The sequence below is a fragment of the Marinovum sp. PR37 genome (assembly GCF_028807375.1).
GTDB lineage: Bacteria > Pseudomonadota > Alphaproteobacteria > Rhodobacterales > Rhodobacteraceae > Marinovum > Marinovum algicola.
The window spans coordinates 135,598-160,787 of sequence record NZ_JARAML010000002.1 but is presented as its reverse complement, the minus strand read 5'-3'; the positions used below and the strand labels follow the sequence as shown (position 1 = coordinate 160,787).

Genomic DNA, 25,190 nt, shown 5'->3' with positions numbered 1-25,190 from the left:
AGCCGTTTACTCCGCAGCTTTCGGCGGCTGCTCGACGCGGAGCAGCCCGTTGTCGTCGAGGGTGACCGGCGCGGGATCGAGCACGAAGCCGCCGAACTCGCCATCCGGCGCGTAGTCGTTGAACCCGAGGATCACGAGCCCCTCGCCGGTGTCCACGATCCGCGCCGCGTAGCGAAAGCAGGGCAGCGCGCCGTCAAGGAAATTGCCGGGCGCGATCTTCCACGGGCCGCGCGGCCCCTCGCCGATCAGGTAATGGTTGCCGGTGACCGGACCGCTGGGCGTGGCCTCGGCCTGCGCCTTGCTGAAATGCTCGGCAGCGGTGCAGAACAGGCAGAACCAATGGCCCTGGTGCTGAAACACCTGCGGCACCTCCAACTGGCCGAAGCCGCCGGTAAAGACCGGCGGCTGAAGCGTCCAGGTCTTGAGGTCGGGCGACGTGGCAAAGCCCACGGCGCCGCCGGCGTTGGGTTCCTTGATGCCCGGCGCGCGGGCGGTGAAATACATCAGCCAGCCCGCGCCCTCGGGGTCGCGCATCACCCAGGGATCGCGCATCGCGCGGTCGTGCCAGAAGCCCTTGGCGTGATCCGCCTCGTAGTGCCGGGCATTCGGCCCGGTGAGATCGAGGCAAAGCCCGTCTTCCACCCGCTCCCAGCTGTGCATATCGTGCGAGGTGGCATGGCCGATGCGCTGATAGAGCCCGTCCTCGGCCCGCGCGGTGCCGGTGTAGAACAGGTGCCAGAGGCCATCGCCGTCCTGCACCACGGAGCCGGTCCAGGTGGTGTAATCGTCGAAGGCAGGCCCCTCGGAGGGGGTCAGGCAGGTGCCCAAGTGCTCCCAGGTCACCAGATCGTCGCTGACCGCATGGCCCTGGCTCACGTTGAAGTGGCGCAGGTCGGGGTTGCCCAGCGACTTGGGCGCCTTCAGGAAATATCCGTGCCAGCGGGCGCCATCGTGGGCGTACCAGCTGTCCCAGATCCAGTGATTTTCGAGTGCGATGGTCATAGTGAGTTCCTCAGCCCTTCACACCGGTCGAAGCGATCGACGAGATGAAGGCGCGTTGCATGACAAGATAGAAGGCGATGACCGGGACCGAGATCAGCGTGAGATACGCCATCACCTCGCCCCAGGCGATTTGCAGCTGGAAGAAGTAGCCGAGGCCCACCATGACGGGGCGGTGCGCCTCGTCCTGCACCACGATCAGCGGCCAGAGGTATTGCTCGTTGTACATCTTCAGCGATTTCAGAATGGCGGCGGTGGCCAACACCGGGCCCGACAGCGGCATGACGATCCGGCGGTAGACGGTGAACCAGCTTGCGCCCTCCACCCGCGCCGCCTCGATCAGTTCGCGCGGCAGATCCTTGAAGAACTGCACGAAGAGAAAGATCGTCAGCGCATCGACGATCCAGGGGATCACCTGCACGCGGTAGGTGTTGAGCCAGCCGAACTCCAGCCCCTCCCAGCCGATCCAGGGCAGTTTCGACACAAAGAGCAAAAGGGGCACCGCGATGGTCTCGAAGGGGATGATCAGGGTCGCGACGATCACCGAAAGCAGCACGCCGCGCCCGCTCCAGTCGAGAAAGACGAAGGAAAACGCCGCCAGCGAACAGAGCAGGATCGAGAGCACCACTGTGACGATGGTGATCCCCACCGAGTTCATCATGAACAGCCCGATAGGCACGCGGTCGAAGGCCTTGTAATAATTGTCGAGGCTGATGTCGCCCACCGGAAGGAAGGCGCGGATGCTCGAGGTGTCGGCCAGAAGCTGCTGATCGGGCTTCAGGCTCGAGACCACCATGAAGACCAGCGGGAACAGGAAGATGAGGGCCACGAGGATCAGCGTCGCGTAGCGCGCTGCCAGCCGCAGGCCGCGGTTGTCGGAGGTGACGAGGGCCATCAGTTGCGCTCCCGGGTCAGAAAGGCCTGAACGGCCGAAATCATCAGGACCATGAGGAACAGGATGACCGAGATCGTCGCGCCCCCGGAAATGTCCTGCTTGCCATAGCCGCGTTCAACGGTCTGGAAGACCAGCGTCTGGGTGGAATCGAGCGGGCCGCCATTGGTCATCACGTCGATCTGCGCAAAGACCGCGAAGCTCTGCATGGTGATGACGATCAGCACCAGAACGGCGGTGTTCCGCAGCCCCGGCCAGGTGACATAGCGGAAGGTCTGCCACTTGCTGGCGCCTTCGATGGCCGCCGCCTCATAGAGCGTGGGCGAGATGGTTTGCAGCCCGGCGAGCCAGATCACCATGTGAAAGCCCACCGCCTGCCAGGCCGACATGGCGATGATCGATCCCAGCGCCGTGTCGGTCGAGCCCAGCCAGTCGACGGGCGTGAAGGCACCAAAGGTCAGCGCTTCGAGGATGTTGTTCAACAGCCCTTCGTTGCCGGAATAGATAAAGCGCCAGAGCAGCGAGATCACCACGATCGAGATCACAACCGGCATGAAATAAATCGTGCGGAAGGCATTGATGCCGCGCAGCTTCTGATTGATCAGCAGGGCAAGCAGCAGCGCCCCGCCGCCTTGCAAGGGCACGATGAACAGCGCGAAGGTCAACGTGTTGACCAGCGCCTTCATGAAGACCACGTCGCTTGCGATCACCACCTTGGCCTTGTCGCCCCAGTGCCAGCGGAACCATTCGCGCATGCCGCGATACTGCGGAAACTCGTCCGAACGGGTGATACTGCGGACCCGGGGATATGCGATGGCACCGTCATCGTCGCGGCGGATCTCTCCCGCTTCGTCACGCTCCGGCTCCAACGTCAGGACCGAGACGCTGAGCAGATCGGCATAGTTCTTCAGCCCCACGAACTCGGTCGGGTTGGGCGAGACAAGCCGTTGATTTGTCAGCGAAAGCCAGAAGGCAAAGAAAAACGGCACGATGATGAACAGAAACAGGAGCGAGAAGCCCGGCAGCGCAAAAAGCCACCCGGCACGGTTCGACCGTGTCAGCTTGCTAGACATGAGAGTCCCTCGGGGTTGGGTGGGGGCCGCCTGGGCGCCCCCCGATGGGGCTTAGTGGCCGTAGCCCTGGTTGGCCTCGATATCGTCGTCGATCTCGTCCACTGCGGCATCCAGCGTGTCGGCCACATCCGCGCCATTGGCGATATCGGAAAGCGCCTTCTCGAACACCTTGGCGGCCACCACGTAGCCGGGGCTGACCGGACGCACCAGCGCCTGTTCGGCGGAGAGGTCGAAGAACACCGCCAACGGGCCGCCCTCGGCATAGCTCTCGGTCATCTGGGCGGCCTCTTTGGTGGCCGGGATCAGGCCGATGCCGTCCGAGAATGCGGCGAGGTATTCGTCTTGCAGCGCGTGTTCGACAAAGGCCGCCGCACCTTCGGGATGCTCGCAGGCGCTGGATACGCCGAACTGCCACGAGGCGGCACCGATGGTGGAGCCGTTGCCGAAATCGGGCGCCGGCAGGAATACCACGTCATCCGCGTTCTCGACGCTGGCCAGCGTGTTGGCCGCGGCCCAGTTGCCGTTCCACGAAAAGGCGTATTTGCCCTCGATGAAGCCGCTGTCGCGGTCCGCCGGGTCCTGGCTGGTGCCGGGGGCGTAGCCCTCTGCAAACAGCGATTGCCACCATTCGCCGAATTCCATGGCCGCCTCGCCGTTCAGCGCGCCTTCCGCGGTCTGATAGCCGTCCCGGTCGACAATGTCACCGCCAAAGCTTTGCAGGAAGGGCGAGAAGGCATAGGGATACCATTCGCCGGTCCAGGCGGTTCCGAGATCGAGCGCGAAGTCATAATTGCCCGAGGCCTTCGCGGCCTCCAGCGCGCCCATGAATTCCTCTTTCGTCCAGGGCTCTTCCAGCGACGGGGTGCGCAGGCCCAATTCGTCCAGCGTGGACTGGCGGGCATAAAGCGCAACGGCGGCATCCCAGAGACCGACCGAATAGATCTCGCCATCCCAGCGGCCGATGGTGGCGTCCAGGTGGCCGTCGATGGCCTCTTGGCTGATCGGCAGCGGCTGAAGATAGCCTGCCCAGGCCCAGTTCGGCATCACCGGCCCGTCGACATCGAGGATGCAGGGCAGATTGCCGGCCAGGGCCGAGGCGACGACGCTGTCGTTGTAGCTTTCCTGCGGGAAGCTTTCGACGGTGACCTGCCAGTCCTCCTGCGCGCCGTTGAAATCCTCGATAATGCCGCCCAGGATGTTGCTTTCCACCTCGTTGCCGGCGCCGTGATACCACAGCGTCAACTCGGTCTGGGCGCTGGCCATGCCGGCCAGGGCGGTGGACGCGACCAGCGCGCCAAGGGTCAGTTTCGTGCGTTGCATAAAGTTCTCCTCCCGTGAGACTGCATTCAGAGTTCGGTGAGAGCGGTCACCGAGGACCGCCAGACGACCGGTCCCTGCACCAGCAGGGGATCGTCGGATGCGGGGACGTCGCCCCCGATCATGTCAAGAAGCCGTGCCGCCGTGTGCCGGCCCATGTCGATGTAGGGCAGCTCGACAGTAGTCAGATGCGGGTGCAGCATCTCGGCGATGCTGCGATGATCGTCGTAACCCGCAACCGAGATATCTTCGGGCACCCGCAGGCCCCGGCTGCGCAGCAGGCCATAGACCCGCATCGCCATTTCGTCGTTGCCGCAGCAGATCACGCTCGGCGGCTGGTCCAGTGTGAGCAGGTGCTCCAGCGCCTCGGTCAGCGCCGCGCTCTGCATTTCGCGCCCGATCACATAGCCGGCCTCGACCAGCACCGGATCATAGGGCAGCCCCGCCTCGGCCAGCGCGGCCTTGTAGCCCTCGAGACGCAACCGACCGGCGGGCATGGCCTGATCCAGCGTCAGAAAGCCGATCCGGCGGTGTCCGGCCGCGATCAGCCGCGCCACCAGCGCCTGCTGGCCGGCGGCATCGTCGGGCAGGACGCAGGGGGTGCCGCGATCGTCGTAGCAATTGGTCAGCAGCGTCGGGCAATTCGCGCCGCTCAGATCCAGATCGACGGCGCGGTGATGGTCGGCGACATAGATCAATCCTTCGACCCGGTGCTGGGCAAAGGTCGCGGCAAGCATCGGCACGGTCGACGGCGATCCGCCGGTGTCGGCAATCATCAGGATCTTGCCCCGCTCGGCCATCTCGCGCTGGATCGCCTGAACGATCAGCATGTCGGGCAGGCCGCGGGTTTCGGTGCCATGGGGCGTGGCAGAAATCGCGCCGGTGATCAGCCCAATCAGCCCCGACCGGCTAGATCGCATCATCCGCGCCGCCTGAGACGGAACATAGCCCAGTTCGGAAATGGCCCTGGCGACCTTGGTGCGGGTCTTTTCATTGACCGGGGCGTCACCGTTCAGAACACGCGAAACGGTTTTTGGCGACACTCCGGCCAGCTTCGCGACGTCGTAAATGGTTGCCACCCTGCCCCCTCCTGAAGTGCGTCATCAATTATGACACCGGTGTCATGACATCGGTGTCATACGGGATGCGTCCCGGCTGAGTCAACCTTTTTCAGATGCCACCAAGCCTGCGTGTGACGAGAAATGCCGGGCTTTCACGCTTATCCGATGTGCCGACGGCATCAGCCCACATGGCAAGCACCGCACCCCCAAGGCTACCGGGTGTGCGGTTCAAGGATCGGAGAACCATGCAAAAATCGCAGCGGAGCCGGCAGGCGGCGGTCCTGACTCGGGGGTCTGCGGTACGCTCAGCTGCTGCGGAAGACGTGCACGGCGCAGGGCGCGTGGCGGACCACTCTGGCGGCGGTCGAGCCCAACAGATAATCGCTGAAATCCGGCTGATGCGAGCCGATCACGATGCAATCGACCCCGTGGTCGGAGGAATAATCGATCAGCGTGCGATAGGTGTGGCCGCGCACGATTCTGGCCGTGATGCCTTCGATATGGGCAGTCTTTTCCGCCATCAGCTGCCGCGCCCGATCAAACCCGTCGCGCACCGCGTCATCGCCGAGATATGCGCTGACCGACGAGGGCGGCGCCTCGAAGACATGCAGAGCGACGATCTCGGCCCCGGGATTGCAGAGCGCCTGCGCAATCTCGAGCATCTGTGGCGAAATCCCGTGATCGAGCGCCATGGCCACCAGTATCTTGTTGTACATATCGGTCTCCTTGGGTCTGCGGCTGTACCGGGGCTCGGGGCGCGGCCAGGGTCACGCACCGCCCCGCCCCGGCGGGGTCATCCATCGGCCGACAGGTCGAACTCCTCGTCGGGAAAGTACTTGGCCAGCCGCACGTCGGCAGCGCGGGCATGGCCCTCCATTCCTTCGAGCCGCGAGATCCGGGCGGTCGCTTCGGCCACCGCCCTGGACCCGTCGCGGGTGGCGCGCTGCCATGTGACGATCTTCATGTATTTGTGCACCGACAGCCCGCCGGTGTAACTGGCCGCGCGCGAGGTCGGCAGTACATGGTTGGTGCCCGCCGCCTTGTCACCGTAAGACACCGTGGTCTCTTCGCCAAGAAAGAGCGACCCGTAACAGGTCAGCCGGTCAAGCCACCAGTCGGGGTCGGCGGCCTGAACGGTCAGATGTTCGGGGGCATAATCGTCGGAACAGGCGGCCATGTCCTCGCGGTCGGCGCAGAGGATCACCTCAGCATAGTCGCGCCAGGCGGCAGCGGCGTTTTCGTGGTTCACCTCCGGCAGATCGGCGATCAGGTCGGGGACGCGGGCCATCACGTCTTCGGCCAGAGCGCGGCTGTCGGTGACCAGCCAGACCGGCGAGTTGTAGCCATGCTCGGCCTGGCTCACCAGATCGGTGGCAACGATATGCGGATCGGCCTGCCCGTCGGCAAGGATCAGGCTGTCGGTCGGCCCGGCGATCATGTCGATGCCGACACGGCCGAACAGGATGCGCTTGGCCTCGGCGACGAACTGGTTGCCGGGACCGACAAGGATATTGGCCGGCGGCAGGCCGAACAGGCCAAAGGTCATCGCCGCCACCCCCTGCACCCCGCCCATCGCCATGATCCGGTCGGCGCCGCAGATCCGGGCGGCATAGATGATCGCGGGCGGCACACCGACACCCGGCCGGGGCGGCGAACAGGCGGTGATATGCTGGCAGCCGGCGACCTTGGCGGTGGTCACCGTCATGATCGCGCTGGCGATGTGGCTGTAGCGCCCGCCGGGCACGTAGCAGCCCGCCGCCGCCACCGGGATCGCCTTTTGCCCGGTGACAAAGCCCGGCGTCAGCTCGGTCTCGACATCGGTCAGCGTGCTTTTCTGAAGCTCGGCAAATCGCCGCACGTTGTCATGGGCAAAGCAGATGTCGGCCTTGAGCCTGTCGGACACCTGGTCACAGGCCGCCGCGATCTCGTCAGGCGACAGCAGCACATTGCCCTCGTAGCGGTCGAAGCGCGCGGCATACTCCAGCGCCTTGGCATCGCCGCCGGCTTCGATCTCGTCCAGGATGCGCGCGACGGTGTCATGGGTCTCGCGCGCGTCGGTCTTTGGCGTGCGATCCGCCTTCTTCAGATAGTGGCGCGGCATCGGATGTCCTCACGTCAGTTTCCGTAGATGTAGTTCGGCAGCCAGAGCGCGATCTGCGGAAAGACAAAGATCAGGATCAGCCCGATGAGTTGGATCACCATGAACTGCATCATCCCGAGATAGATGTCGCGCAGGTCCCATTCTGGCACCACACCCTTGAGGAAGTAAGCCGAAAGCGCCACCGGCGGGCTGAGCCAGGCGGTTTGCAGGTTTACCGCCACCAATATGGCAAACCAGATCAGCAAATCGTTCTGGCTCTCGAAGCCGAGGTCGAGCGAGGTGACGGTGGGAATCAGGATCGGCACGATGATCAGCACGATCGGCACCCATTCCAGCGGCCAGCCCAGCAGGAAGATCAGCGCCATGATCAGCATCAGGATCAGCACCGGGGGCATGTCGAGCGCCAAGAGCAGCTCGGTCAGCATCTTCGGCGTGCCGAGGTTGGAAAAGACCGCGCCGAAGAAGTTCGACGCCGCGACCAGGAACATGATCAGCACGGTGATCTCGAGGCTCTTGATCAGCGCGTCGTAGAGCCCGGGAATGGTGAACTTGCGATAGAGCATCGACAAGAGCACCGCGCCAAAGGCACCGCAGGCCGAGGCCTCGGCCGGGGTCGCCCAGCCGGCGAGGATCGAGCCCAGGGCAAAGGCGATCAGCACTGTCGGCGGCACCAGCCCCATGAAAAACTCGTACCAGAGGTCAGAGAAATAGAAGCCGCCGGGCTTGGCATTGTGCAGCCAGGCATAGACCGCGTACATCACGCCGATCCAGGCCAGCGGCACGATCAGCGCGCCGAAGAAAAAGCCGTACCCGGTTGTGATGCCGCGCGTGATCAGCCAGATCAGCACGATCAGCGACGCCATGACGAGAATGACCTCGAGCAGGTAGAAGCGCGAGGTTTCGGGCTGGTCTTCGGGCGGCAGGATCGGCCCGAGATTTGGATTGATCCAGCAGCGGCCCAATGCATAGAGCAGATAGAGCCCCGCCAGCAGGACGCCGGGAATGATCGCCGCGCGGAACAGATCGGTCACCGGAACCTCGAGCACCGGCCCCATGACGATCAGCATGATCGACGGCGGGATCAGGATGCCTAGGGTGCCGCCGGCGGTGATCGTGCCCGCCGCCAGCCGCACGTCATAGCCGGATTTGTTCATCGTCCGCGCCGCCATGATGCCGAGGATGGTGACCGAGGCGCCGACGATGCCGGTGGCGGCGGCAAAGATCGTCGAGACGAAGAGCACCGCGATGAACAGCGCCCCCCGGGTCCGGCTCATCATCATCTGCACCGCCTGGAACAGCCGCTCCATCAGCCCGGCCTGCTCCATCACGATGCCCATGAAAATAAAGAGCGGCACCGCGACCAGCTGGTCGGACAGCATCACGGAATTGGTCTGCAAGGTCATCAGGAAGGTGGCAAGCTTGAAATTCGCCCCCCAGGTGCCGAAGACGAAGCCCAGGAAGATCAGGGTGAAGGAGATCGGGAAACCCACGAAGATGGCAAACAGCATCACCGCCAGCATGATCAGCCCGATGATCGGCTTGTCGACGCTCAAAAGCCCCTCGCGCCCGAAAGCCGCCGTCCACCAGTCGGCAATCGGCACCACGTCGGGAAAGAACACCGCGCCGGTGACGATCAGCAGCGCGACAAAGTAGAAGGGCAGCACCCGGAGGAACTTGGCCTCGCGCGTCTTGCCCATCTTGTGGAAGGCGCGGAAAAGCTCAGGGAAGCCCTGGAGCAGCAGCAGAAAGGCCCCCACCGGCATGGCCAGGCGCGCCGGCCAGAGCAGCGGCGCCCAGGTGCTGTCGCTGGCCTGTTCGCCGGAGATGAAGGCCTTGAGCCAGTATTCGGTCGAGACCCAGGTGAAAAACAGCATCGCCGGGATGTAGAAGGCGAGATAAAGCACCGCGTCCACCGTCGCCTGTGTCCTGTCGGACCAGTTGCGATAGAGAAAATCGGCGCGGATGTGCACCCCGCGCATCAGCGCATAGCCGGCGGCCGCCATGAACAGCACGCCGCCCAGCATGCGCGAAATGTCATAGACCCAGAGCGTCGGGCCGAAACCCCAGGCGATGGCCTGCTCGTTCATGCCGTTCTGGGTCAGCACGGCGAACATATTGCGGGAAAACACCTCGTAGACGATGGCAAGGATCAGCGGCGCCATCAGCACGCAAATCAGCCGCCCCGCCCAGAGGTTGATGACATCGATGGTGGCGGTGATCGGACGTTGCCAGGGGGTCATGTCCTCCGGCGTCTGCCCCGGTTCCTCGGCGCGTCGCTCTGCGATCAACTCGTCGGTGATGTCGAGCTCTTCGGGGAGTACCTCTTCGGCCATGCCACGTCCCTTGTGATGAATGTCATGCGTGTCTTGCTGCCCGCCCCGGGCAGGACCCGGGGCCTCTGCATCGGTTGATGGCGAGGCCCCGGATCAAGGTCCGGGGCGGGCGTTCGAGCCTGTCACGCGTATTTCGCTGCCCGCCCCGGGCGACCCGGGGCCTTTGCGTCGGGTGGTCGAGAGGCCCCGGATCGAGGTCCGGGGCCGGTGAACGCCTATTTCAGACTGTCGGCATAGGCCCGGCCGAGGTTGGCGTTCGAGGTCTGCGCCCCAGCCCAGAACGGCACCGCGATCTCGGCGAATTCCTTCTGGCTCTGCCAAACTTCCGCAAAGAATTCGTTTTCGGCGGCATTGGTCTCCAGCGCGGCCTTGGCGGCGGTCATGTACTCCGAGAAGTAATCCTCGGGGGTGTCGTGCAGGATGACGCCGTGGTTCTCGGTCAGATCCTTCAGCGCCTTGCCGTTTTCGTAGATGCGATACGACATGGCTTTCGACAGCGAGGCATTGGCGGCCACTTCCAGCGCCTTTTTCTCGAGGTCGGTCAGCCCGTCATAGACATCGCCGTTGATGTAGAGATCGGCGTTCACCACCACTTGGTGCAGACCTTGCAGGTAGTAATGCTTCAGCACCTTCTGGAAGCCGAAGACGCTGTCAGGCTTGGGGCAGCACCATTCGGCGGCGTCGATGGTGCCTTTCTCGAGCGCCGGCAGGATGTCACCGCCGCCCATGGCGACCGAGGCGACGCCGATATCCTTGTAGGTCTGGCCGGGGATGCCCGGCGGCGTGCGGAATCGGTACTTGCGGAAATCGTCCATGCTGGCGATCGGCTCCTTGAACCAGCCGAGCGCCTCCGGCCCCACCGGTTGCAGCATGAAGCCCTTGACGTTGACGCCCATCTCGTCCCAGAGCTGGTCATAGAGTTCCTTGCCGCCGCCGTACTGGAACCAGGACACAAAGGCGATATTGTCGATGCCGACACCGGCGCCCGCCACGGGCGAGCCGAAGAGCATGGCCGCCGGGTGCTTGCCCGACCAATAGTGCGTCCAGGCAAAGCCGCCCTCGATCAGCCCGCTGTCGACCGCATCGAGCGTTTCGCGCACGCCGACGACGGCGCCGGCAGGCAAGACCTCGATCTTGAGCGATCCGCCGGTCAGGGCCGCCACATCGGCGGCGAATTCATTGAGCATGGTCACTTCGTCGGCCTGCGCCGGGATCACCGATTGCACCCGGATCACGGTTTCGGCGAAAGCGGCCGTGGCCGTCATGGCAAGGGCTGCGGCCCCTACGGTCAAAGTCTTGAGACTGAACATCAATTTTCCTCCCATGATGCGTTTGCCTTCCGCTTATTATTATCCGGGCCGAAGATGAAGGCGCTGGATCGGCCGTGTCGTCACCGGGCGGCTTTCCTCCCTGAAAGCGCCGCCCGTCTTGCTCTGTCGTCGTATCCCGACGACCGCCCCTTTCGGGCCAGGCCGCCGGAATGGCTGGTGTCTCCTGTTGCTAGCCTGCGGTGTCCTCCAGTATCAGGTCGCTGGCCCGCTCGCCGATCATGATCGCCGGGGCATTGGTGTTGCCGCTGACGATTTGCGGCATGATCGAGGCGTCAGCGACACGCAGCCCGTCAATTCCCCGCACCCGCAACCTCGGGTCCACAACCGCCATCGGATCGATCCCCATCTTGCAGGTGCCCGTCGGGTGATAGATCGTGACCGCGGTGCGCCGCGCCCAGTCGAGCGTGGCCGCCTCATCGTCAAAGGCCACGCCCGGGCCGGGCGCATGTTCGTCCATGATATGCGATTTGAGCGGATCCGTACCGGCAATCTTGCGCGCGATCTGAATACCTTTGACGATTGTCTTCTGATCGGTCGGGGTGGCCAGGTAATTCGGATGGATCGCCGGGTGATCGTCCATATCGGCCGAGCGCAGGCGCAAATGACCGGCGCTTTCGGGCCGCAGTTGCAGCACCGAGGCGGTAAAGGCCGAAAACCGGTGCGGACCTTCGGCCGGGCTGTCGGCGCTGAACGGCTGAATGTGGAACTGGATATCCGGGGTTTCCAGGTGCGGCTCGGTCTTGAGAAAGCCGGTGCCCAGGCTGGCGGCCATGGTCATCGGTCCGCGCTGGGTGAGCGCGTATTGCAAGGCGATGCGCGTCTGTTTGAACAGGTTGCTGGTTTCGATGTTGATCGTGCTCAGATCGGTCTTGAACACCGGGCGGGCCTGAAGGTGATCCTGAAGATTGCGCCCGACCCCCTTGAGATCGGCCTGCACGCCGATGCCCAGCCGCTGCAATTCGTCGCCGTCGCCGATGCCCGAGAGCATGAGGATCTGCGGCGAACCGATGGCGCCGGCACTCAGGATCACCTCGGAGCGGGCGCGGATCTCGTGAAAGGTGTCGCGGATGCGGACCCGTACGCCGTGCGCCCTGCCCGCCTCCAGCAGCACCTTTTCGGTCTGGGCGTCGGTGATGACGGTGAGATTGTGACGCCGGCGCGCGGGCTTGAGGTAGGCCACCGCCGAAGAGCAGCGCCGGCCGCCCTTCATGGTCAGTTGGAAATAGCCCACGCCTTCCTGATCGGCGCCATTGTAATCGCGCGCCGCCGGATACCCGGCCTGCTGCGCCGCCTCGATCCAGCGGTCGACCACCCGACGGGTGAGCCGCGAGGTCTGGACCGAAAGCGGGCCGTTCCGCCCGCGCAGCCCGTCCGGATCCTCGCCCTCCCAGTGCTCGGCCCGTTTGAAACAGGGCAGAACCTCGTCCCAGGACCAGCCCCGGCAACCGGCCTGTGCCCAGCCGTCGTAGTCCTGAGGCTGGCCGCGCACATACAGCAGACCGTTGATCGAACTCGACCCGCCCAGCACCCGGCCGCGCGGCCAGGGAATCGCCCGCCCGGCAATGCCGGGATCGGCCTCGGTGCGATAGCGCCAGTCGCTGCGCGGATTTCCCATGGTGCGAAAATAGCCGACCGGAATATGAATCCAGGGGTTGGTGTCACGCGGCCCGGCCTCGAGCAGCGCCACGCTGTAGCGCCCGTCCTCGGAAAGCCGGTTGGCAAGCGCACAGCCGGCGGACCCGGCGCCCACAATGACGAAATCGAATTCCATATTCCTCCCCCGTAAAAATCGGGACCAAGGGTCTCGATTTTTACCACGTATGCACGCTACAATGATTCGCGTACAAATCCACAAACAATTTGTTCGAGACAAACCCGATGGCTGACCAAGACCGGATACCGCCCAATCTGAGGACGCTGCTGATCCTTGAAATCCTTGGGAAAAGCGACCGGGCCATGACCGCGACGGAAATCAACGAAGAGCTGGGCCTGCCGAAGCAGACGCTGCACCGGCTCTGCGCCACCTTGGAGAACAACGGGTTCCTGACCCGTCTGGGCACGGATCGGCGGTATCAGGTGTCGCGGCGGTTGCGCGAACTGGGGTCGGGGCTGATGCACAGCTCGCGCGATCACATCGCCCGACATCAGATCCTGCTCGAGGTCTCGCGCGAAGTGCGTGAGACGGTGAACTACGTGATGCCCGCGGACACCGGAATGCGCTATCTCGACCGGGTCGAGACCGATTGGGCCTTTCGCATCCAGTTTCCGGTCGGCACCAATGTGCCGTTCCATTGCACCGCCAGCGGCAAATGCTTTCTGGCCAGCCTGGCGCCGGACGCACGGGCCAAATTCGTGGCCGCGCTGCCGCTGACGCGGATGACCGAGACGACGCTGACCGAGCCCGACCTGCTGCTGGATGAGCTCGATCAGATCGCGGCGATGGATTATTCGCTCGACCGCGAGGAATTTCTCGAGGGCATGGTGGCGATCGCCGTGCCGGTCACCGATCCCCAGGGGCGGTTCGTCGCGGCGCTGGCCTTTCACGCGCCGACCCAGCGGGTTTCACTGGCGCAGGCGATTGCCCGCAAGTCGACCCTTCAGACCGCCGCCGTCAAGCTGCGCGGCGCGCTCTTTCCTGAGACCTGATCAGCGGCAACGGCTCAGGCCGGCCCTTCCGAAACGATGACCAGCGGTCGCGCCGCCATGCGCGGCGGCTGCTTGCACAGCGCACCATATCCCGCCGCACCTGAGGGCGTGGTGGCCAGCCCCTGCGCGGAGAGAGTCGTGCTGGCGTTCTGCGCTTCGGCATCGCTCAGCACCGCATAGCGCACATCACAACGTTCGAGCGCCGCCCAAGCCACGATCGACGGCGCCTTGCAGTCCAGCCGGCCCATGTTGGTCTCGGGCCCCTCGCCCCGCCGGGGCGCCCCCGCCAGATGGCTGGCCCGCAGACAGGCGGCGGCTTCGGGTTCAACGACGATCAATTCTGGCTGTTTTTCCCAGTGCGCCCGGATCATATGCGCCATCGACGCGGCCAACCCGCCAACCCCGGCCTGAAGATAGACATGCGTCGGCCACTCGCCAGAGGCCTCGAAGGCGGCGCGCAGCTCTTCGGCGATGACGCAATACCCCTCCATCACCCACTTCGGGATCTCGGTGTAGCCCTCCCAGGTGCCATCGGCCAGCAAGGTCGCTCCGCTGCGGGCGGCATCGGCGCTGGCGGCGGCGACGCTGTCCTCATAGACCGCGCCGGCGCGCACCACCTCGGCCCCCAGACCGCGCAGCCGGTCGGCAAAACTCTCCGGCACCGTCCTGGCCAGATAGATCCGCGCCTGTGCGCCCATGGCGCCTGCCCCCGCCGCAACGCCCATGCCGTGATTGCCGGCGCTGGCGCAGACAAAGCTATGGCGCGCAGTGAACGCGCGGAACTCCGGCTCAGCCATCCGCGCCGGCGCCACCACTTCGCCGGTCTCGGCCTTCCAGCCTTCGGCAAGCAGGCAGGCCACGGCATAAGGCGCGCCCAGTGCCTTGAAGGCGCCCAACCCCATGCGCCCGGTCTCGTCCTTGACCAAGACGGCCAGGCCATCGGGGCCGGTCACTTCGATCAGTGGCGAGACGGCATAAGACGGCTGCGCCCGAAAAAACGCCAGCGCGCGGGTCACATCGGGATCGAAGCGGAGCGGGTCGGCATCGGGCATCGCGGGACTTTCAAACAGGGTCATGGGGTGTTTCTAGCAGGCGGCGCCGCTTTCCAATTTTCGTTCTTCCGCCTAGACTCGAGAAATTCTTTCACGTTGACGGCAGGAAGCGAGAGGTTTCTTCATGAACGACGATCTCGATGCGGCAGACCTGACAATCCTCAGAGAGCTTCAGAACGACGGCCGCGCCGGGCTCGAGCATCTGGCGCAGGCCTGCAACCTGTCGGTGCCCTCGGTGCAGCGTCGGCTGAAGCGGCTGCGCGCCTCGGGCCTGATCGCCAAGGAGGTCGCGGTGCTCGATCAGGCGCAATTCGCCTGCAAGATGACCTTTATCGTGATGGTCGAGCTGGACCGCGAGTCGCTGCAACAGCTCGACCTGTTCCGTAAACGCGCCAAGGCCGAACCGCAGGTCCAACAATGTTATTATGTCACCGGCGAGGCCGATTTCATCCTGATCTGCACCGCCGAGGACATGCAGGACTTCGAGGCGCTGACCCATCGGCTGTTTTTCGAGAATTCCAACGTCCGCCGCTTCCGCACTTCGGTGGCGATGGAACGCACCAAGATCGGCCTGAGCCTGCCGATCTGAGCCCAAAGTACTGAGCGATAACTTCGTCGTGCAGGCGAAAGACATCTGAACCGGCCCGTTTGGTGCAAGTTTTTCTGTCAAACCCGGCGAAACTCGATGCCAAAGATGCAGAATTGCGCGGTATCACTGGGAAAACCACCGGATGTCCGCAGCATGAGTGATTTCGAAACCCGACTGACCCGGATCCGCCAGGATCTGCACCGCAACCCCGAGCTGGGGTTTCACGAGACCCGCACCAAGGCCTTGGTGGCCGAGCATCTGCGCGCGCTCGGCCTCGAGGTGCAGGAAGGCGCGGGCGTTGTCGGCCTGCTGCGCGCGGGGCGTGGCAACCGGGCCATCGCGCTGCGTGCCGACATGGATGCGCTGCCGATCACCGAGACCGCGACCCACGGCCCTGTGTCCGCCACCCCCGGCGTGATGCACGCCTGCGGCCATGATGGCCATACCGCCATGCTCTTGGGCGCCGCCGAGCGGCTGGCACGGGAACAGGGATTTGACGGCACGGTGGTATTCCTGTTTCAGCCCAACGAGGAACACGGGCTTGGCGCGCAGGCGATGTTGGATGAGGGGCTGCTGGAGCGGGCCGCCTTTGACGAGGTCTATGGCCTCCACAACCTGCCCGGCGCCCCGCTGGGCCAGGTTTCGACCCGCGCCGGCGTGATCTGCACAAGCGAAACCCTGTTCGAGATCACGGTCACCGGCCGGGGTGGCCATGCCTCGATGCCGCAGGTCGGGGTCGATGCGCTGACCGTGGCGGCCGAGATCGTGCTCGCCCTGCAAACCATCGTCGCGCGCAAGCTGCCGCCGGGCAGCGGCGCGGTGGTCTCGGTCACCGAATTCCGGACCGACGGGCAACGCAACGTGTTGCCCGGCCGGGCCCGGCTCAAGGGCGATTTTCGCGCCCGGTCGCCGGAGACCCGGCTCAGGGTCGAGGCGCTGATGCGGCAGATCGCCGAAGGCGTGGCGGCGGCACATGATATCAGGGCCGAGGTCACCTTTGACACGCAATTCGTCGAGACGATCAATGCCGCCGAGCCGGCCCAAGCGGTCTATCGCGCCGCCGAGGCGGCGGGGCTTGCGCTGATCCGCGACCGTGAGCCAATGAGCTTTTCCGAGGATTTCGCCCATTTCGCCGCCGCCCGGCCCGGTTGCTTCCTGTTGCTCGGCAATGGCGAAAGCGGACGACACGGCCAGCCGCTTCATGCCTCGGACTATGATTTCAACGACGCGCTTCTGCCGATCGGCGCGGATCTCTGGGTCCAGCTGGTGCGCGACCGGCTGCCACCGGAGCCGGGCGCATGACGGCGCCGCCGCGCGGCTTTGCTCCGGCGGAATACGCCGCCCGCACCGCCCGTGCGCAGGCAGCCATGGCCCGCGCCGGCCTGGCGGGCCTGCTGCTGACGACCGAAGCCGAGGTGCGCTATTTCAGCGGTTTCCACACCGCCTTCTGGCAAAGCCCGACGCGGCCCTGGTTTCTCTTTTTGCCGGTCGAGGGCAAACCCGTTGCGATCATTCCCGAAATCGGCGCCGCGCTGATGCGCGCCACCTGGCTCGACGACATCCGCAGTTGGCCCGCCCCCACCCCCGGGGACGATGGCATCAGTCTGCTGACCGAACTGCTCGCGCCGCTTGCCGCGCGGCGCGAGACCCTGGGCCTGATGAAAGGCCACGAGACCTATCTCCGGATGCCGCTTGGCGATTACGAAAGGCTGCGGGCCGGCCTGGCGGGGATCCGGATCGCCGATGCCACCGCGCTCATGCGCGGGCTTCGGATGGTGAAATCCGAAGCCGAGATCGCCAAGATCGCGCATATCTGCGCCATCGGATCGCGCACCTTCGCAAGCGTCGCGGATATCGCCCGCGAAGGCCAGCCGCTGGAAGATTTGTTCCGCGCCTTTCGCCGCGCGGCGCTGGCGCAGGGAGCCGATGATGTGCCTTATCTGGTTGGCGGAGCCAAGACCGGCGGCTACCGCGACGTGATCTCGCCGCCCACGCGCCGGCCGCTGGCACGCGGCGATATCCTGATGCTCGACACCGGCGCCACATGGGACGGCTATTTCTGCGATTTCGACCGCAACTTCGCCATCGGCCCCCCCGAAGACGCCGCCCGCCGCGCCCATGATCGGCTCTGGCGCGCCACCGAGGCCGGGATTGCCGCCGCCCGCCCCGGCGCCAGCTGCCACGAGGTGTTTCGGGCGATGCAGGCGGTGATCGGCGAGAGCGGCGGCGACATCGGGCGGCTGGGGCATGGGCTGGGCATGCAGCTCACCGAAGGCCCCTCGCTCGCCGCCTGGGACGAAACCGTGATTTCCGAGAACATGGTGCTGACGCTGGAGCCCTCGCTGAGCTATGGCGACGGGCGGATCATGGTGCATGAGGAAAACATCGTGGTGCGGGCCGAGGGGGCGGCGCTTCTGACAGAGCGCGCGCCGCCCGAGCTTCCGGTGATCGGAGCGGCCGCGTGAAGCTCGATTTCGACACCGATGGTGGCATCGGCACGCGGGCCAATCTCGGGGTGATCGTGCTCGAGACCGACGAGACGCTCGAGCATGAATTTCCCCGTCTCGTGGTTCGGCCCGGGGTTGCGCTTTATCACACGCGCATCGCCATGGTGCCCGAGATCCGCCCCGAGACGCTGATCCACATGGAGGCGGCGCTGCCCGCCTCGGCCCGGCTGCTGCCCCCGGCGCTGCATTTCGACGCCATCGGGTTCGGCTGCACTTCGGCCTCGACGGTGATCGGATCGGACCGGGTGGCGCTGGCGGTGCAGCGCGCCTGCCCCGGCGCCAGGGTCACCGATCCGCTGGCCGCGACCATTGCCGCCTGCCGCGCCCTGGGGGTGCGGCGGCTGGGGTTCGTGACACCTTATGTCGCCGAAGTCTCGTCGCTGATGCGCCTCAAGCTGGAACTGGCGGGGATCGAAATCGCGGGCTTCGGCTCGTTCGAGGAGGGCAACGACCGGGTGGTGGCGCGGATCACCGGCGCATCGATCCTGCGCGCGGTCGAGGCCGTGGCGGCGCAGACACCCTGCGACGCGGTGTTTGTCGCCTGTACCAACCTGCGCTGCCTGGACGTGCTGGCCGAGGCCGAGGCGCGGATCGGCCGGCCGGTGATCTCGAGCAACCTCGCATTGGCCTGGCATATGCTGCATCTGGCCGGGATCGACGCGCGATGCGACAGGTCGCTGATCCGGCCGCGCTGAGGCCGCGCGCGGGCGTCAGCCTTCGGAGCGCACCGGAAAGCGGTCGCCTTTCTCGGTGATCACCACCAGCCGGTCCTGATCGTCCAGCACATAGATATCGCATCGCGTAAAGCCATTGACGAATTCGATGCAGATCGTGCTGTCCTCGGTGACCTCGTAATAGCCGTAGCCGGTGCCGCCCTCATCGGCATAGGTATAGGTGTAGCGCCCATCCTCGTAGAACTCGGATACGCCGCCGTCATAAAAGGCGATGCTCCGGCCCCGCAGCCGGTTGTCCAGCGCCTGCAACCCGATCTCGCGGTCGCTGTCGCGCCGCATCACGGGTTCGGCCACCACCGAGGTGGTGACAAGGCAGAGGGCTAACAGTAAACGCAACATAAAAAGGCTCCCGGAATTCGTCCCCCGCAGCCTAGCCGATCCGCGCAGGCCGGGGGCACACGATCACGCGACCAGCTTTTCGGCCTTTTTCAGATCGACGGACACCAGTTGCGACACCCCCTGCTCCTGCATGGTCACGCCGAACAGCCGGTCCATCCGCGCCATCGTCACCGCGTGGTGGGTGATGATCAGGAACCGCGTGTCGGTGCGGCGGCACATCTCGTCGAGCAGGTCGCAAAAGCGGGTCACATTGGCGTCGTCCAGCGGCGCGTCGACCTCGTCGAGCACGCAGATCGGCGCCGGGTTGGCGAGGAAGACGGCAAAGATCAGCGCCAGCGCGGTCAGCGTCTGTTCGCCGCCCGAGAGCAGCGAGAGCGTCGAGAGCTTCTTGCCCGGCGGCTGACACATGATCTCGAGGCCCGCCTCGAGCGGATCGTCGCTTTCAACCAGAACGAGGTTGGCCTCGCCGCCGCCGAAGAGATGGGTGAAGAGCATCGAGAAATTGGAATTGACCTGCTCAAAGGCGGTCAGCAGACGTTCGCGCCCCTCACGGTTGAGGCTGGCGATGCCGTTGCGCAGGGTGCGGATCGCCTCTTCCAGATCGGTCTTTTCGGTGACCAGCGTGTCATGTTCCTCCTGCACCTCGCGGGCGTCTTCCTCGGCCCGGAGGTTGACCGCGCCCAGCCCGTCACGCTGACGCTTGAGCCGGTTGACCGTCTCTTCGATCCGCTCCGAGGCGGGCATGTCCTCGGGATTGGTGCCCAGTTTCTCCAGCAGCCGCTCCGGCGTGACCTCGAGCTCATCCTCGATCCGCTCGGCGGCGGCGCGGGTGGTTTCCTGCGCCGCTTCGGCCCGGGCCTGGGCGGCGGCACGGGATTCGCGCGCCTCGGAGGCGGCGCGTTCGGCATCGCGTTCGGCCTGTTCGGCACTGCGCAGCGCGGCCTCGGCGGTGGCCAGGGTATCGGCGGCGCTGCGGCGGCGGGCCTCGGCGGCCTCGATGCTGCCGGCCAGCTCCTCGCGCTGTTCGGCGATCTCCTCGGGTTTCTGCGCGGCCTTGGCGAGATCCGCCTCGCTGGCGGATTTGCGCTCGGTCAGCTCGGTGCTGCGCTTTTCGGCGGTCTCCAGCCGGTGGCGCCAGCCCGAGAGCTCCTTGGTCACCTGCTGGCTTCGGCGGGTGCGCGCTTCGCCCTCGCGACGCAGTTCGTCAAGGCCGGAACGCCGTGCCATCATCGTCATCCGCGCCGCCTCGACCGTCATCTTGACGTCCTCGACCAGCGCCCGGGCATCGTCGAGATCGGGCAGGTCAGAGGCGCCCCGCTCGGCTTCGCGCAGTTGCAGCGCGGCGGAATGGGCCTCTTCCTCGTGACGCTGAACGGCAAGCCCGAGGCTTTCGAGACGGCCCTCGGCGAGGTTCTTCTCGGCCTCGGCCCGGTTCATCGCCCGGCTGGCATCGTTGAAGGCGCGGTCGGCCTCGCGGCGGGCCTCGCGGGCCTCCTTGTCGGCGCGGGTCAGGTCAGAGAGCCGGCCGGTCAGCGCCTCATGCGCGGCGCGGGCGGCGTCCATCCGGGTGGTGGCATGTTCCAGCGCCTGCTTGAGCTCTTCCAGCCGGTTGAGCTGTTCCAGACGCAGGGCGGCGGCCGAAGGCGCATCTTCGGCCCAGGCGCGATATCCGTCCCAGCGCCAGAGATCGCCCTCGGGGCTGACCAGCCGCTGGCCGGGTTGCAACAGCGGTTGCAGACGGGGGCCGTCGTCGCCCCCCACAAGGCCGATCTGGCCCATGCGACGGGCCAGCACCTCGGGCACCGAGACATGCCGAGACAGCGGCGTCACCCCCTCGGGCAGCGGCGGCGGGCTGGTGTAATCCGGCAGGCTGGCCCAGCCGGAAGGGCCGTCGGCCTGCACCTCCGGCGCGCGCAGATCGTCGGCCAGCGCGGCACCAAGCGCCTTTTCGAAGCCCTGCTGCACCTGCAACCGGTCCATGATCTGACCGCCTTCGGCAGTGTCCCGTTCCAGCAACTTGGCCAGGGCCTGCGCCTCGGCCCGCAAGGCATTGGCCTCGCCCTCGGCCTCGGAGCGTTCGGCGCGGGCCTCGGCCTCGCGCGATTGCGCCTCGGCGCGGGCCTCGTCGGCGGCGGTGAGCGCATCCTCGGCGCGTTGCGCCATCTGCTTGGCGGCCTCTTCGGCGGCGCGGGCGGCTGCCTCGTCCTCGGCGGCCCCGGCCAGCCGGGCCTTCGATTCGTCGACGGCGGCCCGGGCTTTCTGCGCCTCGGCCTCGCTGCGGGCCTGGCGTTTGCGGCTCTCCTCCAGCAGGCGCTGCGCCGATTGGTGGCGGGCAGCGAGCCGGGCGACATCCTCGGTCTGGCGCGTCAGGTCGCCTTCGCGCTCGGACAGCACGGCGGCGGCCTCCTGCGCCATTTCCGTCGCCTCTTCGAGTGCGGCGTCCTGGCCCTCACCGGCCTTGGCCAGCTCCTCGGCCTCCCATTCCAGTCGCTCGATCGTCTCGCCGGCGTCGCGGTTCAGCCCGGCCTCGCGGTCGATGTCATGGCCGAGCTGGGCAATGCGGTTTTCCAGCGTGGCGATCTTGTCGCGGGCGGCGGCCTCCTGATCGGCCAGGGTGTCGCGCTGCACCTGAAGCCGTTGCAGCACGGCGGTGGCAATCGCCTCTTCCTCGCGCAGGGACGGCAGGGCGGTGTCGGCCTCTTCGCGCGCGCTGGCGGCCTGACGGGCGGCGGTTTCGGCCTGCGACGCGGTGGTGACCATGCCGCGCAGCACCTCTTCGGCACGCAGCCGGGCCTCATCGGCCTCGCGCCAGCGGCGATAGAGCAACAACCCCTCGGCATGGCGCAGGTCTTCGCCGATGGCGCGGTAGCGGGCGGCCTGTTTGGCCTGACGCGCCAGTTGCGACAATTGCGCTGCGAGTTGTTCGATCACATCGTCGACGCGCAGCAGGTTGGCCTCGGTGTTCTTGAGCTTGAGCTCGGCTTCGTGACGGCGCTGGTAGAGGCCCGAAATACCCGCCGCCTCCTCGAGGATGCGGCGACGGTTCTTGGGCTTGGCATTGATCAGCTCGCTGATCTGGCCCTGACGCACCAGCGCCGGCGAATGTGCGCCGGTCGAGGCATCGGCAAAGAGCATCTGCACGTCGCGGGCGCGCACATCCTTGGCGTTGATCTTGTAGGCAGAGCCGACATCGCGGGTGATCCGGCGGGTGATCTCCAGCGCATCGGCATCGTTGAAACCGGCCGGCGCCAGCCGGTCGGAATTGTCGAGATGCAGTGCCACTTCGGCAAAGTTGCGCGCCGGCCGCGACGAAGCCCCGGCGAAGATCACGTCTTCCATGCCGCCGCCGCGCATCGCCTTGGCACGGGTCTCCCCCATCACCCAGCGCAGCGCCTCGAGCAGGTTGGATTTGCCGCAGCCGTTCGGCCCCACCACGCCGGTCAGCCCGTCCTGAATCAACAGGTCGGTCGGGTCGACAAAGCTCTTGAAGCCTGTCAGACGCAGTTTTGAAAAGCGCAAAGCTCTGGCCTCTCGATTGCCCGGGTTCACCCCGGTGATTCCGGTTTTCAGCCAGTGTGAGCCTTGGTGTTGTGGCCTGTCAACGGCCTGCCACAGGATGTGGGGATAAGGCCGGGGTTATCCACAGGATTTCGGCTGAAATCAGCCTGTTGTCAGCCACAGGTGAAGATCACGTCGCTTTCTCCGGTGCGGTAAGGCGCCGAGACGGTGCCGGTACAGATCGTCCGCCGGCGCGGTTGCGGCGGCGTCTTGTGCCCTGCGCCACAGTTCAGCCCGGCCAGGAGCACCGCAGGATCGCCCCGGAGCCAGGCCACCTCGCAGCCGGTGACGCGCAGGATGGCGCGGCCGCCGTTTGTGGCAACGTCCACCATTCGCAGGCCGGCCATCGGATTGGTGCGGATCGCCTCGGCCATGCCGGCGCGGGTGCGGATATCGAAGGTCATCCCCCCTTCGGCAACCTGCACAGGGGCCACGCCAAGATGGCGCAGCCCCGGGCTGTTACAGCCTGAAAGCAGGATCAACAGAGGAAACAACGCAAATCGATCCATGCCTCAGAGGTAATGCGGAAGGCGTTAACAATAGATTACCATAGGAAGAACATTGTTGCGGATTTCGTGCAATTGTTTCGCAACCTTGCCCGTCGCTTGCCCCGCCCCGCCTGCGGTCATATAATTTGACCAATTATCCGGAGCCGCCATGCCCTTCCAGCCCATCCAGCCCGAAAAGCTCTCGACCGCCGTGACCCGGCAGATCGAACAGCTGATCCTGCGCGGCATCCTGCGTCCCGGCGAGCGTCTGCCCTCGGAACGCGAGCTCTCGGAGCGGCTGGGCGTGTCGCGCCCCTCGCTGCGCGAGGCGATTGCGGAATTGCAGGCCAAGGGGTTGCTGTCGTCCCGCGCTGGTGCCGGAATATTTGTCGCCGATGTCCTGGGCTCGGCGTTTTCGCCGGCACTGGTGCAGCTCTTTGCCAGCCATTCCGAGGCGGTGTTCGATTATCTCTCGTTCCGGCGCGACATGGAGGGGCTGGCGGCCGAGCGGGCGGCGCGGCTGGGCTCGGACACCGATCTCAAGGTGATCCAGACGGTCTATGACAAGATGGTCGCCGCCCATGCCAAGCGCGACCCCAGCGACGAGGCGGCGCTGGATGCGGAATTCCACCTGTCGATCATCGAAGCCAGCCACAATGTCATCATGCTGCACATGATGCGTTCGATGTATCAGCTGTTGCGCGAAGGCGTGTTCTACAACCGCCAGATCATGTTCAAGCAACGGCTGACCCGCGAGATGCTGCTCGAGCAGCACCAACGGATCAACAGCGCCCTCCAGGCGCGCGACGGCGGCGCGGCGCGGGCGGCGATCGAGGCGCATCTCGATTATGTCGAGGCGGCGCTGCGCGACGATGTCCGGGCCGAACGCAACGAGGCGATTGCCCGGCAGAGATTCGAGCACGAACAGAGCCGCAAGGTCTGACACGGCAACCGTCTGCAACGGCAAAACGCCCGAAGCGCGGGGCTCCGGGCGTTTTGTCAATCGGTCGGATGGGGTCGCCCCCGCCGCATCAGTGCAGCTTGGCTTCCACCGTCGAGATCGAGTCGTCGATCAGGCGGTTGGCCTCTTCTTCGGTCATCTGCTTGGCGATCACCTCGCGCGCGGCGGCGACGGCCACCACGACGGCGCGGTCACGCACCTCCTTGACCGCGGCGGCACGGGCCGAAGCGATCTGGTCCTCTGCGCCGGCCAGACGGCGGGCGATCGAGGCTTCGATGTCCTTCTTGGCGGCGTCACCGGCGATGCGCGCCTCTTCCTTGGCGTGGTCGACGATGCGCTGCGACTGGGCTTTCACCTCTTGCTGCTTGCGCTCGTAAGAAGCCAGCAGGGTCTGCGCTTCCTCGCGGATGGCGCGGGCTTCGTCCAGCTCGCTGCGGATGCCTTCGGCCCGCTTGTCGAGCATCCCCGCCAGCAGCGCAGGCACCTTGAAGTAGATCAGGATCGCGATGAACAGCAGGAAGGCCAGCACCACGATGAAATCGGTGTTGCTGAGCGAAAAGAACGGGCCCGGGGCAGCCAGCGCCGGGCTGGCCGAGATCGAGCCAGAGGCAATCAGCGCCACTGTCATGAGTTTGCGCATGTCTTACCCTTTCGTCCGTTCGGCCACGGCCGCATCGAGTGCGGCGCTGTCCGCACGGCCACCCAGCGCGGTGACAAGTGCTTCCGCGGTGTCCCGCGCAACCTCTTTCACGTTGTCGAGCGCACCGGCGCGAATCTCGGAGATCGCCTTTTCCGATTCCGCCGTGCGGGCGGCGATTTCGGCATCGGCTTTGTCGGTTGCAACCTTCAGTTCGGCTGCGATTTCCGCCTTGGCCTCGGCGATGATGTTCTGGGCCTCGGCACGGGCATCCGCCAGCGCCTTGTCATAGGCCTGTTCGGCCTCACCGGCCTGACGCTTCAGCTCTTCGGCCTTGGCGAGGTCGTTGGTGATGGTTCCCTGACGTTCCGCCAGAACCGCCGCGATGCGCGGCAGCGCGATGCGGGACAGGACGAAATAGATCACGGCCAGCGTGATCAGGAGCCAGAAGATCTGGTTGCCCCAGTGATCGAAGTTCAGCTGCGGCATGCCGGGAGCGGATGCGGCGGCGTCAGCCCCGTATTCGCCAGCGGCCTCTGTGGTTACTGTTGCCATGTCGTCCTCCTTGGGAA

The 25,190-nt window shown here is 65.6% G+C and carries 22 protein-coding genes; 6 read left to right on the top strand and 16 right to left on the bottom strand.

The features are described 5' to 3' along the window. Positions 1-6: 6 nt before the first annotated feature. The 10 genes from PVW49_RS02335 to PVW49_RS02290 form a co-directional block, all read right to left on the bottom strand. A complete protein-coding gene (locus PVW49_RS02335) occupies positions 7-1,002 on the bottom strand; it encodes a levansucrase (RefSeq protein ID WP_048530202.1) in 996 nt (331 codons plus the stop codon). Positions 1,003-1,012: 10 nt separating this feature from the next. After that, positions 1,013-1,894: a carbohydrate ABC transporter permease gene (locus PVW49_RS02330; RefSeq protein WP_274589795.1), complete on the bottom strand. Its 882-nt coding sequence runs from the start codon at positions 1,892-1,894 to the stop codon at positions 1,013-1,015. After that, positions 1,894-2,964, bottom strand: coding sequence for a carbohydrate ABC transporter permease (locus tag PVW49_RS02325; protein ID WP_074834560.1), 1,071 nt, complete (start codon positions 2,962-2,964; stop codon positions 1,894-1,896). The genes PVW49_RS02330 and PVW49_RS02325 overlap by 1 nt, the downstream gene beginning before the upstream one ends. Positions 2,965-3,015: 51 nt before the next feature. Next, entirely contained in the window at positions 3,016-4,284 is a 1,269-nt protein-coding gene (locus PVW49_RS02320) for a sugar ABC transporter substrate-binding protein (protein ID WP_274589794.1), read from the bottom strand. Positions 4,285-4,310: 26 nt separating this feature from the next. Further along, a complete protein-coding gene (locus PVW49_RS02315) occupies positions 4,311-5,360 on the bottom strand; it encodes a LacI family DNA-binding transcriptional regulator (RefSeq protein WP_074834559.1) in 1,050 nt (349 codons plus the stop codon). 287 nt (positions 5,361-5,647) lie between these two features. After that, a complete protein-coding gene (locus tag PVW49_RS02310) occupies positions 5,648-6,058 on the bottom strand; it encodes a universal stress protein (protein WP_274589793.1) in 411 nt (136 codons plus the stop codon). A gap of 77 nt (positions 6,059-6,135) precedes the next feature. Then, a complete protein-coding gene (gene hisD, locus PVW49_RS02305; protein WP_274565563.1) occupies positions 6,136-7,443 on the bottom strand; it encodes a histidinol dehydrogenase in 1,308 nt (435 codons plus the stop codon). A 14-nt stretch (positions 7,444-7,457) separates the two neighbouring features. After that, positions 7,458-9,776: a TRAP transporter large permease subunit gene (locus PVW49_RS02300; protein ID WP_274589792.1), complete on the bottom strand. Its 2,319-nt coding sequence runs from the start codon at positions 9,774-9,776 to the stop codon at positions 7,458-7,460. 215 nt (positions 9,777-9,991) lie between these two features. Next, on the bottom strand, positions 9,992-11,086 hold the full coding sequence (locus PVW49_RS02295) for a TRAP transporter substrate-binding protein (RefSeq protein WP_274589791.1): 1,095 nt from the start codon (positions 11,084-11,086) through the stop codon (positions 9,992-9,994). Positions 11,087-11,276: 190 nt separating this feature from the next. Further along, complete coding sequence (locus PVW49_RS02290; protein ID WP_074834552.1) at positions 11,277-12,878, bottom strand: GMC family oxidoreductase; 1,602 nt, start codon at positions 12,876-12,878, stop codon at positions 11,277-11,279. A 107-nt stretch (positions 12,879-12,985) separates the two neighbouring features. Between PVW49_RS02290 and PVW49_RS02285 the strand changes: the two genes are divergently transcribed. Then, positions 12,986-13,753: an IclR family transcriptional regulator gene (locus PVW49_RS02285; RefSeq protein WP_274565566.1), complete on the top strand. Its 768-nt coding sequence runs from the start codon at positions 12,986-12,988 to the stop codon at positions 13,751-13,753. 14 nt (positions 13,754-13,767) lie between these two features. Here PVW49_RS02285 and PVW49_RS02280 read toward each other — a convergent pair whose 3' ends face one another. Further along, positions 13,768-14,829, bottom strand: a complete 1,062-nt coding sequence (locus PVW49_RS02280; RefSeq protein ID WP_274589790.1) for a pyridoxal-phosphate dependent enzyme — start codon at positions 14,827-14,829, stop codon at positions 13,768-13,770. Positions 14,830-14,929: 100 nt separating this feature from the next. On the opposite strand from PVW49_RS02280, the gene PVW49_RS02275 reads away from it, so the two are divergent. From PVW49_RS02275 to PVW49_RS02260, 4 genes are all read left to right on the top strand, one after another. Next, positions 14,930-15,394 (top strand): Lrp/AsnC family transcriptional regulator, encoded by a 465-nt coding sequence (locus tag PVW49_RS02275; RefSeq protein WP_274589789.1) that lies wholly within the window; start codon positions 14,930-14,932, stop codon positions 15,392-15,394. Between the two features lie 153 nt (positions 15,395-15,547). Continuing rightward, entirely contained in the window at positions 15,548-16,696 is a 1,149-nt protein-coding gene (locus tag PVW49_RS02270; protein ID WP_274589788.1) for an amidohydrolase, read from the top strand. Then, positions 16,693-17,859, top strand: a complete 1,167-nt coding sequence (locus tag PVW49_RS02265) for a M24 family metallopeptidase (RefSeq protein WP_274589787.1) — start codon at positions 16,693-16,695, stop codon at positions 17,857-17,859. Before PVW49_RS02270 ends, PVW49_RS02265 begins: the two co-directional genes overlap by 4 nt. Next, a complete protein-coding gene (locus PVW49_RS02260) occupies positions 17,856-18,596 on the top strand; it encodes a maleate cis-trans isomerase family protein (RefSeq protein WP_074834545.1) in 741 nt (246 codons plus the stop codon). The genes PVW49_RS02265 and PVW49_RS02260 overlap by 4 nt, the downstream gene beginning before the upstream one ends. Before the next feature lie 15 nt (positions 18,597-18,611). On the opposite strand, the gene PVW49_RS02255 is transcribed toward PVW49_RS02260, so the two are convergent. From PVW49_RS02255 to PVW49_RS02245, 3 genes are all read right to left on the bottom strand, one after another. After that, on the bottom strand, positions 18,612-18,974 hold the full coding sequence (locus tag PVW49_RS02255; protein ID WP_053083323.1) for a hypothetical protein: 363 nt from the start codon (positions 18,972-18,974) through the stop codon (positions 18,612-18,614). A 63-nt stretch (positions 18,975-19,037) separates the two neighbouring features. After that, on the bottom strand, positions 19,038-22,493 hold the full coding sequence (locus PVW49_RS02250; RefSeq protein WP_274589786.1) for a chromosome segregation SMC family protein: 3,456 nt from the start codon (positions 22,491-22,493) through the stop codon (positions 19,038-19,040). A gap of 152 nt (positions 22,494-22,645) precedes the next feature. After that, entirely contained in the window at positions 22,646-22,936 is a 291-nt protein-coding gene (locus PVW49_RS02245; protein WP_274589785.1) for a hypothetical protein, read from the bottom strand. 253 nt (positions 22,937-23,189) lie between these two features. Here PVW49_RS02245 and PVW49_RS02240 point away from each other — a divergent pair, with 253 nt between their 5' ends. Continuing rightward, on the top strand, positions 23,190-23,963 hold the full coding sequence (locus PVW49_RS02240) for an FCD domain-containing protein (protein WP_048530174.1): 774 nt from the start codon (positions 23,190-23,192) through the stop codon (positions 23,961-23,963). A gap of 88 nt (positions 23,964-24,051) precedes the next feature. Here the strand turns inward: PVW49_RS02240 and PVW49_RS02235 are convergent, their stop codons facing one another. Continuing rightward, on the bottom strand, positions 24,052-24,621 hold the full coding sequence (locus PVW49_RS02235; protein ID WP_048530172.1) for a F0F1 ATP synthase subunit B: 570 nt from the start codon (positions 24,619-24,621) through the stop codon (positions 24,052-24,054). Positions 24,622-24,624: 3 nt separating this feature from the next. Next, on the bottom strand, positions 24,625-25,173 hold the full coding sequence (locus tag PVW49_RS02230; RefSeq protein WP_274565572.1) for a F0F1 ATP synthase subunit B': 549 nt from the start codon (positions 25,171-25,173) through the stop codon (positions 24,625-24,627). Between the last annotated feature and the right edge of the window lie 17 nt (positions 25,174-25,190).